The sequence below is a fragment of the Paraburkholderia bryophila genome, assembly GCF_013409255.1.
Taxonomy (GTDB): Bacteria; Pseudomonadota; Gammaproteobacteria; order Burkholderiales; family Burkholderiaceae; genus Paraburkholderia.
This window is the reverse complement of the sequence record NZ_JACCAS010000001.1, coordinates 3,769,791-3,786,620: the sequence shown is the minus strand read 5'-3', so window position 1 is coordinate 3,786,620 and position 16,830 is coordinate 3,769,791. Positions and strand designations below refer to the sequence as shown.

14 protein-coding genes are annotated in these 16,830 nt (G+C 64.8%); 3 read left to right on the top strand and 11 right to left on the bottom strand.

Annotation, left to right across the window (positions count from 1 at the left end):
• Positions 1 to 16: 16 nt before the first annotated feature.
• The gene (locus GGD40_RS16930) at positions 17 to 1,402 is read right to left on the bottom strand and encodes an amino acid permease (RefSeq protein ID WP_179744959.1); all 1,386 of its coding nucleotides are present in this window, start codon (positions 1,400 to 1,402) and stop codon (positions 17 to 19) included.
• Positions 1,403 to 1,617: 215 nt separating this feature from the next.
• Between GGD40_RS16930 and GGD40_RS16925 the strand changes: the two genes are divergently transcribed.
• A complete protein-coding gene (locus GGD40_RS16925; RefSeq protein WP_179744310.1) occupies positions 1,618 to 2,598 on the top strand; it encodes an alpha/beta fold hydrolase in 981 nt (326 codons plus the stop codon).
• Positions 2,599 to 2,727: 129 nt separating this feature from the next.
• On the opposite strand, the gene poxB is transcribed toward GGD40_RS16925, so the two are convergent.
• The 10 genes from poxB to GGD40_RS16875 form a co-directional block, all read right to left on the bottom strand.
• A complete protein-coding gene (gene poxB, locus GGD40_RS16920; RefSeq protein WP_179744309.1) occupies positions 2,728 to 4,452 on the bottom strand; it encodes a ubiquinone-dependent pyruvate dehydrogenase in 1,725 nt (574 codons plus the stop codon).
• A gap of 168 nt (positions 4,453 to 4,620) precedes the next feature.
• Positions 4,621 to 5,454 carry a M55 family metallopeptidase gene (locus GGD40_RS16915; RefSeq protein ID WP_179744308.1) on the bottom strand — a complete coding sequence of 278 codons (834 nt, stop codon included), beginning with the start codon at positions 5,452 to 5,454 and terminating at the stop codon, positions 4,621 to 4,623.
• Positions 5,454 to 6,533, bottom strand: coding sequence for a DmpA family aminopeptidase (locus GGD40_RS16910; RefSeq protein WP_179744307.1), 1,080 nt, complete (start codon positions 6,531 to 6,533; stop codon positions 5,454 to 5,456). The genes GGD40_RS16915 and GGD40_RS16910 overlap by 1 nt, the downstream gene beginning before the upstream one ends.
• The gene (gene gsiD, locus GGD40_RS16905; RefSeq protein ID WP_179744306.1) at positions 6,530 to 7,435 is read right to left on the bottom strand and encodes a glutathione ABC transporter permease GsiD; all 906 of its coding nucleotides are present in this window, start codon (positions 7,433 to 7,435) and stop codon (positions 6,530 to 6,532) included. The genes GGD40_RS16910 and gsiD overlap by 4 nt, the downstream gene beginning before the upstream one ends.
• A 7-nt stretch (positions 7,436 to 7,442) precedes the next feature.
• Positions 7,443 to 8,363 (bottom strand): glutathione ABC transporter permease GsiC, encoded by a 921-nt coding sequence (gene gsiC / locus GGD40_RS16900; RefSeq protein ID WP_179744305.1) that lies wholly within the window; start codon positions 8,361 to 8,363, stop codon positions 7,443 to 7,445.
• A 115-nt stretch (positions 8,364 to 8,478) separates the two neighbouring features.
• A complete protein-coding gene (gene gsiB, locus GGD40_RS16895) occupies positions 8,479 to 10,041 on the bottom strand; it encodes a glutathione ABC transporter substrate-binding protein GsiB (protein ID WP_179744304.1) in 1,563 nt (520 codons plus the stop codon).
• Positions 10,042 to 10,120: 79 nt separating this feature from the next.
• Positions 10,121 to 12,043 (bottom strand): dipeptide ABC transporter ATP-binding protein, encoded by a 1,923-nt coding sequence (locus GGD40_RS16890; protein WP_179744303.1) that lies wholly within the window; start codon positions 12,041 to 12,043, stop codon positions 10,121 to 10,123.
• 94 nt (positions 12,044 to 12,137) lie between these two features.
• Positions 12,138 to 13,175 carry an isoaspartyl peptidase/L-asparaginase family protein gene (locus tag GGD40_RS16885; protein WP_179744302.1) on the bottom strand — a complete coding sequence of 346 codons (1,038 nt, stop codon included), beginning with the start codon at positions 13,173 to 13,175 and terminating at the stop codon, positions 12,138 to 12,140.
• Positions 13,172 to 14,209 carry a MurR/RpiR family transcriptional regulator gene (locus GGD40_RS16880; protein ID WP_179744301.1) on the bottom strand — a complete coding sequence of 346 codons (1,038 nt, stop codon included), beginning with the start codon at positions 14,207 to 14,209 and terminating at the stop codon, positions 13,172 to 13,174. The genes GGD40_RS16885 and GGD40_RS16880 overlap by 4 nt, the downstream gene beginning before the upstream one ends.
• Before the next feature lie 180 nt (positions 14,210 to 14,389).
• The gene (locus GGD40_RS16875; protein WP_179744300.1) at positions 14,390 to 15,649 is read right to left on the bottom strand and encodes an MFS transporter; all 1,260 of its coding nucleotides are present in this window, start codon (positions 15,647 to 15,649) and stop codon (positions 14,390 to 14,392) included.
• Positions 15,650 to 15,744: 95 nt separating this feature from the next.
• On the opposite strand from GGD40_RS16875, the gene GGD40_RS16870 reads away from it, so the two are divergent.
• Positions 15,745 to 16,455 (top strand): 16S rRNA pseudouridine(516) synthase, encoded by a 711-nt coding sequence (locus tag GGD40_RS16870; protein WP_179744299.1) that lies wholly within the window; start codon positions 15,745 to 15,747, stop codon positions 16,453 to 16,455.
• A 167-nt stretch (positions 16,456 to 16,622) separates the two neighbouring features.
• Positions 16,623 to 16,811 carry a hypothetical protein gene (locus GGD40_RS16865; RefSeq protein ID WP_179703273.1) on the top strand — a complete coding sequence of 63 codons (189 nt, stop codon included), beginning with the start codon at positions 16,623 to 16,625 and terminating at the stop codon, positions 16,809 to 16,811.
• The last annotated feature ends 19 nt before the right edge of the window (positions 16,812 to 16,830 follow it).

The following is a 16,830-nucleotide window of genomic DNA, read 5'->3' as shown; positions in this document are numbered from 1 at the left end:
TCTGCTCCTTATTGCCTTATTGCCCGGCCACTCGCGCCCCGCCCTGCAGCGCCGCGCGCCGACGCTTGAACAGATAGCCGACCCACATCGCCACCAGCCACGCCGGCACGAGCCACACCGATACCGACAGCCCCGGCGTCATCGCCAGAATCACGAGCACCAGCGCCATGAACGCGAGGCAGATGTAGTTGCTAACCGGGAACCAGATCGACTTGAACACCAGCGTCTCGCCCGCCGCCACCATCGCCTTGCGCGACTTCAGATGCGTCAGGCTGATCAGCGCCCAGTTCAGCACCAACGCGGCAACGACCAGCGCCATCAGCAGACCGAGCGCTTCGGCGGGAATCAGATAGTTGACGATCACGCAGGTGAACGTGGCGAGCGCCGACAAACCGATCGCCATATACGGCACGCCGCGACGGTCGACTTTCATCAGCGAGCGCGGCGCATTGCCCTGCTCCGCGAGACCGTAGAGCATGCGGCTATTCGCATACACGCCGCTGTTGTACACCGACAGCGCCGCCGTCAGCACCACCACGTTGAGCACGTTCGCAGTCAGCGTCGAACCGATCTGCGAGAAGATCATCACGAACGGGCTGCCGCCGGCCGCCACTTCATTCCACGGATACAGCGAGAGCAACACCGTCAGCGAGCAGATGTAGAAAATCAGGATCCGGTAGATCACCTGATTCACCGCTTTCGGAATGCTCTTTTGCGGCTGATCGGCCTCGGCTGCCGTGATACCGATCAACTCCAGCCCGCCGAACGAGAACATGATGACCGCGAGCATCATGAAGAGGCCGTGAAAGCCGTGTGGGAAGAAGCCGCCATGGCTCCACAGATTGGTGATCGACGCTTGCGGGCCGCCGTGACCGCTGAACAGCAGATAGCCGCCGAACACGATCATGCCGATCACCGCGACCACCTTGATGATCGCGAACCAGAATTCGGTCTCGCCATACGCCTTGACGTTGGCAAGATTGATCGCGTTGATCGCGACGAAACACACCAGCGCCGAGATCCACGACGGCACACCTGGCCACCAGTAATGCACGTAGGTGCCGACCGCGGTCAGCTCGGCCATGCTCACGAGCACGTACAGCACCCAGTAATTCCAGCCCGACAGAAAGCCGGGAAAATCGCCCCAATACTTGTACGCGAAGTGGCTGAACGAGCCGGCCACCGGTTCCTGCGCCACCATTTCGCCGAGCTGCCGCATGATCATGAACGCGATGATGCCGCCGATCGCGTAGCCGAGAATCATCGACGGGCCCGCTGCCTGCAACACGCTGGCGGAGCCGAGAAACAAGCCGGTGCCGATCGCGCCGCCCAGCGCGATCAACTGGATATGGCGATTCTTCAGCCCGCGCTTCAGGCCGTCTTGCTGCTGTGCACTATTCAACATTGCGCCCCAGTGTATGGATATCGATCGCCCGATCGGACTTATGGTCCCTGCCGGGCAGAACCGGAAATTTTACCGTGGCCGATATAAGTCAAATACTGGGACCAACCCGCGCTTCGTTCAGCGCCGCACTTAACGGCGCGGTTAGGGATTGTCACTGGCCTGGGGCTTCTGTATGGTCGCCTAGTCGAGGTTCCCGCCTCCGGAGATTCAACATGTTGCCCAAACGCCTGCTTTGCGCCGCTGCTTTGTGTCTCTGTTTCACGGGGACGGGCGTACTCGCCCAAACCGCGGCGCCTGCCGAGGCGCCCATGGCGACACCCAACATGGCGCCCTCTCCCGAACCCGCCGACGAGCCCGGCATGGAAGCCAGCGCGCCCGAAGCGCCCGCTTTGCCCGCAGCCCAGCCCCCCATGACGCCGCCCACGCCTGCGGCGCAAGCCCCTGCTCCCACACCCACCGCCGCTGCGCCCACGCCGCCCGCCGCGCCGATGACCGGCCCCGTGCGCAACATCGTGCTGGTGCACGGCGCGTTCGTCGACGGGTCGAGCTGGAATGGCGTGGTCGCCAAATTGCAGCAGAAGGGTTATCACGTGAGTTCGGTGCAAAACCCGCTGACGTCCCTAGCGGATGACGTCGCCGCGACCCGCCGCGTGCTCGCGCGTCAGGACGGACCGACCATGCTGGTGGGCCATTCGTGGGGCGGCGTCGTGATCACCGAGGCGGGCGCGAATGCGCCGAATGTAGCGGGTCTCGTGTACATCGCGGCGATTGCGCCGGACCTTCACGAATCGACCCAGGACCTGATGAAGCGCGCCCAGCCGATGCCGGCGGCGCAGGCCATCATTCCGGATGCGAGCGGTTTTCTGTGGCTCGATCGCACCAAATATCATGCGGACTTTGCCGCCGACGTACCCGAGAATCTCACGCGCGTACTCGCCACCGCGCAAGTGCCGATCGCCGCAAAGGCGTTCAGCGAAACGGTCAGTCATGTCGCGTGGAGAGAAAAACCGTCGTGGTATGTGTTGACGACGAAAGACCGCGCCGTGTCGCCGGACGTCGAAAAATTCATGGCCGACCGGATGGGCGCGAAGATCGTGCCGATGGCGTCGAGCCATCTCGCGCCGGTGTCGCATGCGGGTGCGATTGCCGACGTGATCGATCGCGCGGCGCGGGAATTGAGCCGGCAGCAGTAGCGGCTAACGCGTGGTGCGTGCGTATGCGCGGCAGCGTGGCCGTGCATACGCTAACTTCTTTCGCAATCCGACCGCGCATTAGCGGTCGCAAAGCACTTCAGCAACTCAGCAACTCAGCGCCTCACCACCTCAGCGCAGATTCGTCGTCGCCAATTCGACGATCTCGTCACCGCGTCCGTTCAGCACCGCCTTCAGCATATAAAGACTGAAGCCCTTCGCCTGCGCCCATTGAATCTTCGGCGGCATCGCGAGTTCGTGCTTCGCGGTCGTCACGTCGATCACCGCCGGTCCCGGATGCGCGAAGGCTTCGCGCAGCGCCGGTTCGATGTTCTCCGACAGTTCGATACGAACACCGTAAATGCCCGCGCCGCGCGCAATCGCCGCGAAGTCGGTGGTCGCGAGATCGGTGCCAGCTTCCAGATAGCCGCCGGCCTTCATCTCCATCGCGACGAAACCGAGCACGCTGTTGTTGAACACCACGACCTTGATCGGCAGATTGAGCTGACGCGCGGTGAGCAGATCGCCGAGCAGCATCGACAGCCCGCCGTCGCCGGATAGCGAAATTACCTGACGGCCCGGCTCGGCGGCTTGCGCACCGAGTGCCTGCGGCATCGCGTTCGCCATCGAGCCGTGATTGAACGAGCCGTGCAGACTGCGCTTGCCGTTCATGGTCAGATAGCGCGCGGCCCAGAGCGTCGGCGTGCCGACGTCGGCGGTCAGCACGGCGTCTTCGTTCGCGACCTTGTCGATGATGCTGGCGAGGTACTGCGGATGAATCGCGCGCCCCGGCGCGGACGGACGCGCCAGATCGTCGAGCCCTTTGCGTGCTTCCGTATAGTGTTTGCGCGCGTTATCGAGGAAGCCCCGGTCGGTCTTGCGCTGGAGCTTCGGCAGCAACGCCTGCAAGGTCGCCTTGACGTCGCCGACCAGACCCAGCTTCAACGGCGTGCGCTTGCCGAGCGCGGAGCCGTTCCGGTCGATCTGCACCACGGAGCCGTGCGACGGATAGAAGTTGCGATACGGGAAGTCGGTGCCGAGCATCACGAGCGTGTCGCACGACATCATCGCGTGATAGCCGGAGCTGAAGCCGATCAACCCCGTCATGCCGACGTCGAACGGGTTGTCCCACTCCACGAACTGCTTGCCGCGCAACGCATGCACGGTCGGCGCGCCGAGCTGATCGGCGAACGCGACCACTTCGTCGTGCGCGCCCTCGCAGCCGCTGCCGCACAGCAGCGTCACCGCGCCGGCCTGATTCAGCAGATCGGCGAGACGGGCGAGATCGGGCTCGGATGGCGTCAGCGTCGAACGTTCCAGCGTGCCGGACCATGCCGGCGTGATGTCGGGTGCGTCGCTGAGCGCAACATCTCCCGGCAGCACGATCACCGCGACGCCGCGCTCTTCGATCGCGGTGCGCATGGCGCGCTCCAGCACGCGCGGAAACTGCGACGGATTCGTCACGAGCTCCACGAAGTGGCTGCACTCCTTGAACAACTCTTGCGGATGCGTTTCCTGAAAGTAGCCGAGACCGATTTCCGACGAAGGAATGTGCGCGGCGATCGCGAGCACAGGTTGATGATTACGGTGACAGTCGTAGAGACCGTTGATCAGATGCAGGTTGCCGGGACCGCAACTGCCCGCGCAGACGGCGAGCTTGCCGGTCGCCGCGGCATCGGCGCCGGCGGCGAAGGCCGCGACCTCTTCGTGACGCGTGTGCATCCAGCGAATCGAACCGACCCGCTGCAAGCTGTCCGACAGGCCATTCAGGCTGTCGCCCGTCACGCCCCAGATCCGCTCGACATCTGCTGCCGCCAGGGTTTTGGCCAGATAATCCGCGATAGTCTGCTTACCCATGCTGTACTCCGCTCAGTGAGAAAGACGGTACTTTTTGGAAAACAGAGAGTACCGCGTCCTCACCGAACGTGTGCGCTGCGTGTACTTCTTTACAGTCGGCAGCAATCCGTAAACGAGTTGAAAATGGCCGCACGTGATTTGCGCGCAACCGTAGCGCGGGCTGCCCGGCTAGCGCAGCATGAACGACATCGCGGACAGGCAGTTCAGCATACGCACTGTGTGCTCCGCCGACGCCGCGTCGAAACGCAACGTGACCGCGTCGACGCGTGTAAGCGTCGGCCATTGGCAGAACAGATCGGCGAGCGCGCTGGTCTGCACGCGCAGTTCGCACGCAACCGGCTGCACCGCCGCACGCGTGGCCTGCGGCGCGCGGCCACCGTCGAGATGTTGACGGACCACTTCGCGCGCCGCCGTTTCGATCGCCTCGCGCGCATTCGCCGGCGACTGCGTGACACCGCTCGACTGGCCCGTCGCGCTCTTGGTGACGACAAAACGTGCGCCGGGAAAACGCGGCGCAGTTTCCTCGGCGAACACATCGTCGCCGGATAAAAGCGCTACCTGTGCCCCATATTCTTCCGCCAGCGCGCCATAAATACCCGCCTCGCCGACTTCCACGCCGTTCAGCGACACGCGCGCGAACGCGAAGCTGTTGATCGTATGCGCGAGGATGCCGCGCGTTTGCGACTTGGCGTGATAGCCGATCATGAAGACCAGCGCCGCGCCATATTCAAGGCCGGCCATCATGCCCAGCGTGCGCGGTTTGCCGAGCACCACCAGCGCGCGCGGATCGAGCAGATCGGGCAGCAGATTGCGGAAGCCGCCGTGCGAGTCGTTGACCCACACTTGCGTGGCGCCGCCGGCGAACGCACCTTCGATCGCGGCGTTGGCTTCGAGCGTCATCCAGCGGCGCGCGGCTTCGTATTCGCCGTTGCCCGCGCGCGTTTGCTCGGGATGAAACACGCCGGCCACGCCTTCGATGTCGGCGGAAATGAGGACTTTCATCAGCGAGCGGAGTTGAGTAGTTGGGAAAGATCGGGCGCGCTGTCGTGGAGCGACAGACGTCGATGACCGTCGCGTCCGGTCACCGACACAGCGTTCCACAACGCGTCGACGATGGCCTGCTCGACGCTGTCCGCGCAGGCGCGAAACAGCGGGTCCAGACGTTCATCGGCGAGTAGCGGCGGCAGCGTGACGAATTGCGCTTCGTGCGGCACGGTGTACGCGGTCGAAAACGCCAGCGCGATATCGCCGCTGCCGTGGCCGTACACGGAGCCGGTGCGCGCAAGACCGGCTGCCGCGCGTAGCGAGAGACGCTTGAGTTGACGTGCGTCGAGCGGCGCATCGGTGGCGACGATCATGATGATCGAGCCTTGCTCGGGCTTCGTCGTGGTCGAAGCGTTCGCAGTTGCAGCCGCGCGTTCGCTCAGCATGCGGCCGAGCGGCACGCCGTCGAGCGTCAGCATCGGCAAGCGGCCAAAGTTCGCCAGCACCAGCGCGCCGACGGTATAACGTTGCCCTGCGGCCTCCACCACGCGCGACGCGTTGCCCATACCGCCCTTCAGATCGAAGCACGACATACCGCGCCCCGCCCCCACCGAACCGCTGGCAACCTCGGCGCTCGCGGCCGCGTACGCGTCGTCGAAATGTTGCGGGCCAACCGCCATTGCCTGGATATCGTTCAGATAGCCGTCGTTGCACTCGAACACCAACGGACTGACCGTCGACCACTCGCGCCCGATTCGCGGATTCGCACGAATCGCCGCGCGAATCTGCGCCTGTGCAACGGCGGCGGCGCCGAACGTATTGGTCAACGCAATCGGCGTTTCCAGCGTGCCGAGTTCCTCGACCTGCACGAGCCCGATACTCTTGCCAAAGCCGTTGATCACCGACACCGCGGCGGGCACCTTGTCGCGAAACGGATCGCCGCCATGCGGGCGAATCACGGTCACGCCGGTTTGCAGCGCGCCTTCGTCGAGCGTGCAATGTCCGACGGTTACGCCCGGCACATCGGCAATCGTGCCGAGCGGACCGCGCGGCAAAGCGCCGATATGCGGCGCGTTTTCAGCAGAGGACACGCTCATGCGCGGTCGAGCTTCGGATCGAGCGCATCGCGCAAACCGTCGCCGAGCAGGTTGAACGCAAGCACGGTCACGAAGATCGCCAGACTCGGAAACAGCGCGATATGCGGTGCGGTGACCATATCGGCGCGCGCTTCGTTGAGCATCGCGCCCCACTCGGGAGTGGGCGGTTGCGCACCGAGTCCGAGAAACGACAGACTCGCGGCGGTAATGATCGAAGTGCCGATACGCATCGTGAAGTACACCACGACCGACGAAATCGTCCCCGGCAAAATATGGCGCACGATGATGGTCCAGTCCGACGCGCCGATACTGCGCGCCGCTTCGATATACGTGAGCTGCTTGAGCATCAGCGTGTTGCCGCGCACGAGCCGCGCGAACGCCGGAATGCTGAAGATCGCCACCGCGCAGATCACGTTGATCATGCCGTTGCCGAGAATCGCCACCACGCCGATGGCGAGCAGAATGCCGGGGAACGCGAACAGCACGTCGGCCACCCGCATCACGACGCGATCCCACCAGCCTTCGTAATAGCCGGCCAGCAGGCCGAAGAACGTGCCGATCAGCGCGCCGATCGCGACCGAGAGAAACCCGGCCGCGAGCGAAATGCGCGAGCCCGCCAGAATGCGGCTGAAAATATCGCGGCCCAGCGAATCGACGCCGAACCAGTGCGCCGCCGAAGGCCCCGCGTTCAACGCGTCGTAGTCGAAGAAATTCTCCGGGTCGTACGGCACCAGATGCGGTGCGGCGATCGCGACCACGATCAGCAGCAGCACGAAAATGCCGGCGCCGAGCGCCACATGCTGCTTACGGAATTTGCGCCAGAACTCGCTCCACGGCGTGCGGATCGTTTTCTCGACGATAGCGGCCTTGGCCGCATTCGCCTCGGTTGCGGAGATGCTCATGCGGGCCTCACTTGAAACGGATGGTCGGATTGATCACGGCGTACAACACGTCCACGATCAGATTGATGATGATGAATTCAAGCGAGAACAACAGTACCTCAGCCTGAATCACCGGATAGTCGCGCATCGACACAGCGTCCACCAGCAGGCGTCCGAGGCCCGGCCAGTTGAACACCACCTCGACCACGATCGAGCCGCCCAGCAGAAAACCGAATTGCAGCCCCATCATCGTGATGACGGGAATCAGCGCGTTACGCAGACAGTGTTTGAGGATCACGAGACGTTCGGGCACGCCCTTGGCGCGCGCGGTCCGCACGAAGTCCTCGTTCAGCACCTCGACGAACGAAGCCCGCGTGAAGCGCGCCATCACCGCCGCGACCGCCGCGCCGAGCGTCAGCGAAGGCAGCACGTAGCTCTGCCACGAACCGTCGCCGACCACCGGCAGCCAGCCGAGCTTCACCGAGAAAATTTCCATCAGCACCATGCCGAGCGCGAAGGCCGGAAACGAAATGCCCGACACCGCGAGCGTCATGCCGAGCCGGTCGGGCCAGCGGTTGCGCCACACCGCCGAGACAATGCCGATGCCCATACCCAGCACGACCGCCCACACCATGCTGGCGAGCGTGAGCAGCAGTGTCGGCATGAAGCGCTCACCGATTTCCTCGCTGACCGGCCGCTTGCTGCGCGTCGAGACACCGAAATCGCCGTGCGCGATCTTCACGAAAAAGTTGACGAACTGCTGCGGCATCGGTTTGTCGAGACCGAGATCCGTGCGCACCAGCGCGACGGTCGCCTCGTCCGCTTCGGGACCGGCGGCGAGCCGCGCCGGATCGCCCGGCAACAGATGCACGAACAGGAACACCAGCACGGCGACGATAAAGAGCGTCGGCAGCAGGCCAAAGAGACGTTTGACGAGGAAGTTCAGCATGAAACCCAATCCGGCAATGATGCGGGTAACGAATGATCCGGTGCGGCCCGTGAGGCAGGACTGTTCACACTCCGGCGTATTCATCGAACACGCCGGAGCACGAACGGTCAGCCGATCACTTGATCGCGATCTCGTCGAAATTGAACGAACCGTCCGGCGCCACGTACGCACCCGACAGACGCTTGCTGCGCGCGTACACGACCTTCTCCTTGACGAGGAAGATCCACGGCGCGTCGGCCCAGATGCGCTTTTGCGCGTCGGTGTAGAGCGCGGCCTTCTGCGTGCGGTCGGTGGTTTCGAGCGCCTGCTTCAGATCGTTGTCGACCGTGTCGTTCTTGTAGTACGCGGTATTGACCATCTTCGGCGGGAACGATACTGAGCCGAGCAACGGCGTGATCGCCCAGTCGGCTTCACCCGTCGACGACGACCAGCCCGCGTAATACATGCGCACCGGCGCGGTGGCCGGGTCCTGCGCGCTTTCCACCTTGGCGACGCGCTGCCCTGCTTCGAGCGCTTCGACCTGCGCCTTGATGCCCACTTGCGCGAGTTGCTGCTGCACGAACTGGATCACCTTCTGCGCGGTCGAGTAGTTATACGCGGACCACAGCGTGGTTTCGAAACCGTTCGGATAGCCCGCTTCCTTCAGCAGTTCACGCGCCTTCGCCGGATCGTACGGCCACGGCCCGAGCTTCACCGCGTAGTCGACGCCTTGCGGCACCACGCCGTCGGCCGGCGTCGCATAACCGGCGAACGCGACCTTGGTCAGCGCGTCCTTGTTGACCGCGTAGTTCAGCGCCTCACGCACCTTCGGGTTGTCGAACGGCTTCTGGTTCATGTTCAGGCTGATATAGCGCTGAATAATGGACGGCGACGCGATCAGATCGACCTTCGGGCTCGCCTGCAATTGCGCGGCCTGTTCGAACGGCACCTGGAACGCGAAATCGGCTTCGCCGGTGCGCATCAGCGCGGCGCGCGTGTTGTTGTCGACCACCGGCTTCCAGTCGATCGCGTCGACCTTCGGATAGCCCTTCTTCCAGTAACCCGCGAACTTCTTCACCGTCAGGTCGCCGGCCGGATCCCACTTGACCAGTTCGAACGGCCCCGTGCCCACCGGATGAAACGCGATGTCCTTGCCGTACTTCTTCAGCGCGTCCGGCGAAATCATCACCGCCGACGGATGCGCCAGTACGTTGACGAAGGCCGAGAACGGCGCCTTCAGCGTGATCTTCACCGTGTACGGATCGACCACTTCGGTCTTCTCGATACGGCTGAACATGTTGTAGCGTTTCAGCTTGTTGGCCGGATCGGTCACGCGGTCGAAGTTCGCTTTCACCGCTGCCGCATTGAAGTCGGTGCCGTCCTGGAACTTGACGCCGTGGCGCAGCTTGAACGTATAAACCTTCGCATCCGGGCTGGCTTCAACGCTGTCGGCCAGCACGTTGACCAGCTTCATGTCCTTGTCGAAACCGAACAGCCCTTGATAGAACGACTTCGCGACAGCTTGCGACAGCGTGTCGTTCGCATCGTACGGATCGAGCGTCGTGAAGGTCGATGCGACGGCCATCACGGCCGTGGTCTCGGCATGCGCCACATTGCCCGCGAGCATCGCGAACACCACCGCGCCGCCGCTGACCAGCGCGCGCAAACGAAACGGAGAAGACGGGACCAGCAGGTTCATGAGGTTGGCTCCAGGCTGCGAAATGAAAACGGGTTAAGGGGCTGCGAGAGGAAACGGTTTTTTTCTTTGGCTTGTCGGTCTAGTAAGCGCCGCCAACGCGGTGCTGCGCGACGAAGTGATCCGGGCCCACCGCCACCAGCGGCGCGACCGTCGGCTCGTCGTTCAGCGCGCGGATCGGGCTTGGAATTTCATCGGCGGCGAGCATGCGTTTGGCGTGACGGCGCGCGGGATCGGCAACCGGCACCGCGCCCATCAGCTTCTTCGTGTACGGATGCTGCGGCGCTTCGAACACCGCGCGGCGCGGACCGATTTCGACGATCTGGCCGAGATACATCACCGCCACGCGATGGCTGACGCGCTCCACCACGGCCATATCGTGCGAAATGAACAGATAGGCCACACCGAGTTCGCGCTGCAGATCGAGCATCAGGTTGACGATTTGCGCCTGCACCGACACGTCGAGCGCGGAGACGGATTCGTCGGCGATCACGACTTTGGGGTTCAACGCCAGCGCACGGGCAATCGCGATCCGTTGCCGCTGGCCACCGGAGAATTCATGCGGATAACGGCGCGCGGCTTCGGGCGGCAAACCGACCTTATCGAGCAGCCACGCGACGCGCGCCTGCGCTTCGGCGCCCTGCGCGACGCCATGCACGAGCAGCGGCTCCATGATCGAGAAGCCGACCGTCAAACGCGGATTCAACGACGCGAACGGGTCCTGGAAAATGAACTGGATATCGCGGCGCAGCGCCTGCAACGCGGGCCCCGTCAGTGAACTGATTTCCTTGCCGGCGAACTCGATCGAGCCACTCTGACTTTCGACCAGACGCAGCAGCGAGCGACCCGTGGTCGATTTGCCGCAGCCCGACTCACCGACCAGCGCGAGCGTTTCGCCCGGCCGCAGATCGAAGCTGACTTTTTCGACCGCATGCACGCGGCCCGTGAGCCGGCCGAACACACCGGTCTTGACCGGAAAACGCGTAACCAGATCGCGCACGCGCAGAATTGGCGGCGTGCTCTCCTGCACCGGCGGCTGCGCTTCTTCGGCGACGGCGGACGCGGCACGCACCGCTTGTTCGGCGCCGCTCAAGCTGGCCTGCTCGACGGTCAGAATCGGAAACTTGGCGGGTTGATCGGTGCCCTGCATCGCGCCCAAACGCGGCACGGCGGCGAGCAACGCCTTCGTATAGGGATGCGACGGCGCGGTGAAGATCGTGTCCGACGCGCCCTCTTCCACCTTCTCGCCGCGATACATCACCAGCACGCGGTCAGCCACTTCGGCGACGACACCCATGTCGTGCGTGATGAAGATCACGCCCATGTTCATCTCGTCCTGCAAGCCGCGAATCAGTTGCAGAATCTGCGCCTGGATCGTCACGTCGAGCGCGGTGGTCGGTTCGTCGGCGATCAGCAGCGCGGGTTTGCACGACAGCGCCATCGCGATCATCACGCGCTGGCGCATGCCGCCCGACAACTGATGCGGATAGCGCGCGGCTACGCGGCGCGCCTCGGGAATCCGCACGAGGTCAAGCAGCCGCAACGTTTCGGCGAGCGCCGCCGAACGGCTCTTGCCCTGATGCAACGCGATCGCTTCGCTGATCTGATCGCCGACCGTGAAGACCGGATTGAGCGAGGTCATCGGCTCCTGAAAGATCATTGCGATGTCGGCGCCGCGAATCGAACGCATCGTGCCGGACGACGCTTTCGCGAGGTCGAGCACGCTGCCGTCGCGGCGCCGGAATGCGATGCTGCCGCCGGCAAGGCGCCCACCGCCGTGCTCGATCAGCCGCATCAACGCGAGCGAAGTCACCGATTTGCCGGAACCCGATTCGCCGACGATCGCGAGCGTCTCGCCGCGCTCGACTGTCAGCGACAGATTGCGCACCGCGTTGAAGGCCTGTTCGCCGCGTCGAAACGCGACCGACAGATCGTCGACCGCGAGCACGCGTTGCGGCGGCAGGGTTTCGATAAGCGGACGGGCGGTGTGCAATGAAGTCGGCACGGTGGTTCCTTTGAATTCGAACGCGACTAGCCAGAACGCAAGCGCAGGCGCGCGAACGTTCGAACCATGAATCAGTTAGATCCGGCGAGGCCTGCTAGCGATAGATCGCCGTCACCGGCGTTTCGCCGAGACGCGCGAAGCCGCGATACATGCCTTCGGTGTTGAACGGCAGCGTGATATTGCCGCGCGCATCGACGGCGATCAGACCGCCACGTCCGTCGATCTTCGGCAAGCGGTTCATCACCACGTCGTGAGCCGCTTCCTGCAGCGACACCTGGCGGTAGGCCATTTGCGCGGCGACGTCGTAGGCCGCGACCATACGCATGAACATTTCGCCGGAGCCGGTGGTGGAGACCGCGCAGGTGGCATCGTCCGCATAGCAGCCCGCGCCGATCAGCGGCGTGTCGCCGACCCGGCCCACCTGCTTGTTGGTAACGCCACCCGTCGAGGTCGCCGCGGCCACATGGCCGTGTCGATCGAGCGCGACCGCGCCGACCGTGCCGAACTTGCGGTTCGGGTCGATGGGTTCGTGCGGCGTGGGGTCGTCGTTGCTGCCGTTGCCTTTGTCGTTGCTTCCGTTGCCGCTGTCGTCATGCTCCGCCGACGGCGTGGCGGCGAGCGACGCACCATCATGATCGAGCATCGGGCGGTGCTGACCGCGAGCGAGCAGCCATTGACGATGACGCGCTTCGGTATGGAAATACTCGGGTTCGGCGAATTCGAGTCCCTGCGCGGCGGCGAACGCTTCCGCGCCTTCGCCGGTGAACAGCACATGCTCGCTGCGTTCCAGCACCTTGCGCGCCGCCAGAATCGGATTGCGCACGCGCTTCACGCAGCAGATCGCGCCGGCTTCGAGCGTGCTGCCGTCCATGATCGCGGCGTCCATTTCGTGCGTGCCGGCCGCCGTGTACACCGCGCCGCGGCCCGCGTTGAACAGCGGGCAATCTTCGAGCAGGCGCACCGCTTCGCTCACCGCGTCGAGCGCACTGCCGCCGTCCGCCAGCACGCGCTGGCCGGCGCTCAGCACCGCGTGCAGCGCGGCGTGGTAATCGGCTTCGGCGCTGGCCGACATCGACGCGCGCAGGATCGTCCCGGCGCCGCCATGAATGGCAATGACTGCGTTGGAGTTCATCGTTTAGCTTGGGTCTTGCTGAGGGTTCGGGTGGGTCGGGGCGTGGCCGCAACGGCTGGCTCGCTGGCCTTGCGGGGCTTGCCGGCATCGCCCGCACTACGGCTGACCGCGCGCGCGGGTCGCTCGTTCGGGCCGGCGCTCTCGGCGTGCGGATCGACCAGCCACGGCAGCACGAATTCGCTGACTTCGGCGGCGGCCTTGACCGAGCGTTTCGCCCGGTACGCGACCGCGTCGCACAGTGCTTCGATCACGGCCAGCACGGCAGAATCGGCGTTGGCCGCGAGCCGCCGGTCGGCGCGAATGTAGAGCGAGAGATCCGCGAATTGCGCGAGCGGCGAACGCGGACTGTCGGTCAGCGCAAGCACGCGAGCGCCACGGCTTGCGGCGCGGCGCGCGAGTTCGATCGTGTCTTCGACGTAACGCGGAAACGCGAGGCCGATCACGAGATCGTCCTCGTTGGAGGCGAACAGACGCCGCGCGGCGTGCGACGGGCCGCCCATCAGCGCGAGCGACTGCACGTTGTCGTGATACGGCATCAGGCCGTGCTCCATCAGCCCGGCGAGGAACGCGCTGGCGCCGTAGCCGAGCACGAACACGCGACGGGCCGCGATGATCGCTTCGACGGCGGCTTCGGCCGCGTTCTTGTCGATCGCCGTGCGGGTGGCGTGCAGATTATTAGCGGCTTGTTCGAGCGATGCGTCGAGCACAGCGTCGCCGGCCGCGAGCGACTCCTGCGCGCTGCGCAAACGCTCGACCGGCGCGAGCGTCGCTTCGAAGCCGCGCACGAGCGCGTCGCGAAACTGCGGATAGCCGTCGAAGCCAAGCGCGCGCGCGAAGCGATTCGCCGTCGCCACCGACGCGCCCACCACGCTAGCCAGTTCGTCGATCCGCATGGTGGCCGCGCGGAACAGATTGGCCAGCACGTAATCGCCCATACGCCGGTGAATCGGCGTGAGCGTCGGCATCGCGGCGGCGATGCGCGCCGCGATAGCCTGCTCGGCGGAATTGGGGGCAACGGACGGTTGATGAATCATGCGAGCGAGTTGGCTGGGCCGATGCTGTAATGAAAATGAATGAAAGTATATTTACATAGAAATCACGCCGAAAAAAATTCATTTTCATTTTCGAGGGTTTTTCCGGATGATGCGTATTGGCTCATGCGGCACGTCCACGCACCGCCGCCCGGCATGATGCGACCGGATGAAAACCTTTTTTCAGCAGGCGGTGGCGCTCTGTTCGGGAATGCGCTCGAGCCGCGCCGCCGGCGACATGAAGATGATCAGCGCCTGCACGACAAATGCCGCCGCGGCCGCGACGAGGCAAGCGTCCATGCCCCAGCGCGCGCTGATCGCCGCGCCGAGCAACGCGCCCAGCGGACGCGCGCCGTAGGTGGCGGTGCTGTTGAGCGCCGACACGCGGCCCATCATCCGTTCGGGGGTGATCGCCTGACGCAGCGTGGTCGAGCCGACCACCCACAGAATCGGCCCCGCGCCGACCAGGAAGAAACTCAGCATCGCCAGCCAGAACGATGGCGCGACGAGCGTCGCCACCATCACGAGCGACGCGAGCAGGCCGCACGACGGCCCGATGATCAGCACGCGTCCGAAGGCGAGACGCCGCGCGATCGCCGGCGCCGCCAGCGCGCCGCACACCATGCCGACGCCATAGGCCCCGAGCGTCACGCCGACCATCGACGCGCTCAGCCCCAAGCGATGCACCGCGTACGGCACATACACCGCTTGCAGGATGAAGAAGCCGAGGTTGAAGAACACGGCGGTCGCGAGCATGGGACGCAGCAGCGCATCGCGCAGCACGAAGCGCGTGCCGTCGCGCAACTCCAGCAGGAAGTGGCGCTGCGGCATCGCCGCGCGCGGCGGTTCGCGCAGTCCGGCCAGCAGCGCGACGGCCAGCGCCGAGAGCCCGGCCGCGCAGCCGTACGCCCACCCTGCTCCGATCCAGCCGACCAGCAAACCGCCCAGCGCCGGCCCCGCCGAATACGCGACGCTGCGCGCGAGTTCAAGCCGGCCGTTGGCGCTGGCGAACGCCTCGCGCGGCACCAGCGCGGGCACCAGCGAAGGCGCCGCGACGTTGTAGGCCACTGTGCCGGTCGCCGCCACGAAGCCGAGCGCGGCGAGCAGCGGCAAGCTCAGCGCGTGCGTCAACACGAGCAGTAGCACACACAGCATTGCGATTACCCGCACGCTTTCGGCGAGCGTCATCAACAGCCGGCGCGAGCGACGGTCGGCCCAGACGCCGAGCGGGATCGACAGCAACAGGAACGGCAGCGTCTGCGCGGTTTGCAGCAGACCGGTGTCGCGCGCGTCGGCGCCGAGCATGAACACCGCGACGAGCGGCGCGGCGGCGAGGCTGATCTGTTCGGCCGACTGCGCGACCAGGTTCGACCACGCGAGGCGCTGGAACGCGGCCGGCAAGCGGGATCGGATCGAGGGAGAAGAAGAGGAAGCGGTGGGCATCGAAGCACTCCTTGGGCTCGGTGATGAGGAGCCCATCGTCGTCCGACTCGCGCCGTGGGGCGCTCCGCTTCTTGCGGTGTTATTCTTCGCTCGCCATGAATCTCGAAAGCATTCTCTTTACTCAAGGTTTCGGCTCGCGCCGCCAATGCCGCGCGCTGATCGGCGACGCGCGCGTGAGCATCGAAAGCGCTGTCTGCACCGACGCCGACGCCGATTTCCCCGTCACCGGCAACGCGTTCCACTTCAGTGTGGACGGCGTCGTCTGGCCGTATCGCGAGCACGCCTATCTGCTGCTGAACAAGCCGGCCGGCTACGAATGTTCGCGCGACCCGCAGCATCATCCGAGCGTATTCAGCCTGCTGCCGCCGCAGTTCGCGGAGCGCGGCGTGCAATGCGTGGGCCGGCTCGACCAGGACACCACCGGCCTGCTGCTGCTCTCCGACGACGGCAAGTTCGTCCATCTGTTGACTTCGCCAAAACGCAAGGTGCCGAAGGTGTACGTCGCGACCACGCGCCATCCGCTCGACGACACGCAACTAGGCGCGCTGCGCGACGGCGTGCTGCTGCACGGCGAGCCGAAACCGATCGCCGCAGTTGAGGCCGTCGCGCGCAGCGAGCACGCGCTGGCGCTCACGGTCATGGAAGGCAAGTACCACCAGGTCAAGCGGATGATTGCCGCGGCCGGCAACCGCTGCGAGGCGCTGCATCGCGAGCGGATCGGTGGACTCGCGCTGCCCGCGACGCTCGCGCCGGGCGCATGGCAATGGCTCGACGAAACCGACCTCGGATCTTTACGGAGCGGGTAAACCGGTAGCCGCGCACCAAGGCCTTGATGCGGCAGGAAAAGCCTGTGCGCGGCCGCACATAAGGCGTGGCGGGCCGTGTTCATGCGCTGCGCCGCAGCATGCTCTTGCTTACAGCTCGCCCTATACTCCTTTAAACAAAGACAACAAAGGGTTCAAGGAGGCGCGCCATGATGATCCACGACACTATCCGGATCTCGTCCGTGATGATTGCTTTTCTGTGTCTCGGACTGGTTCTGATCGGCGGACTGCTGATCACGATGCGGCTGCGGCACACCTATCATCCGAATCTGATCGGCGCATTGATCGGCGCGATGCTGTGTTTCCTGCTGCTGGAGGCATTGCCCGCGCTGACTTAGGTCAGCGGGGCGCGCGAGG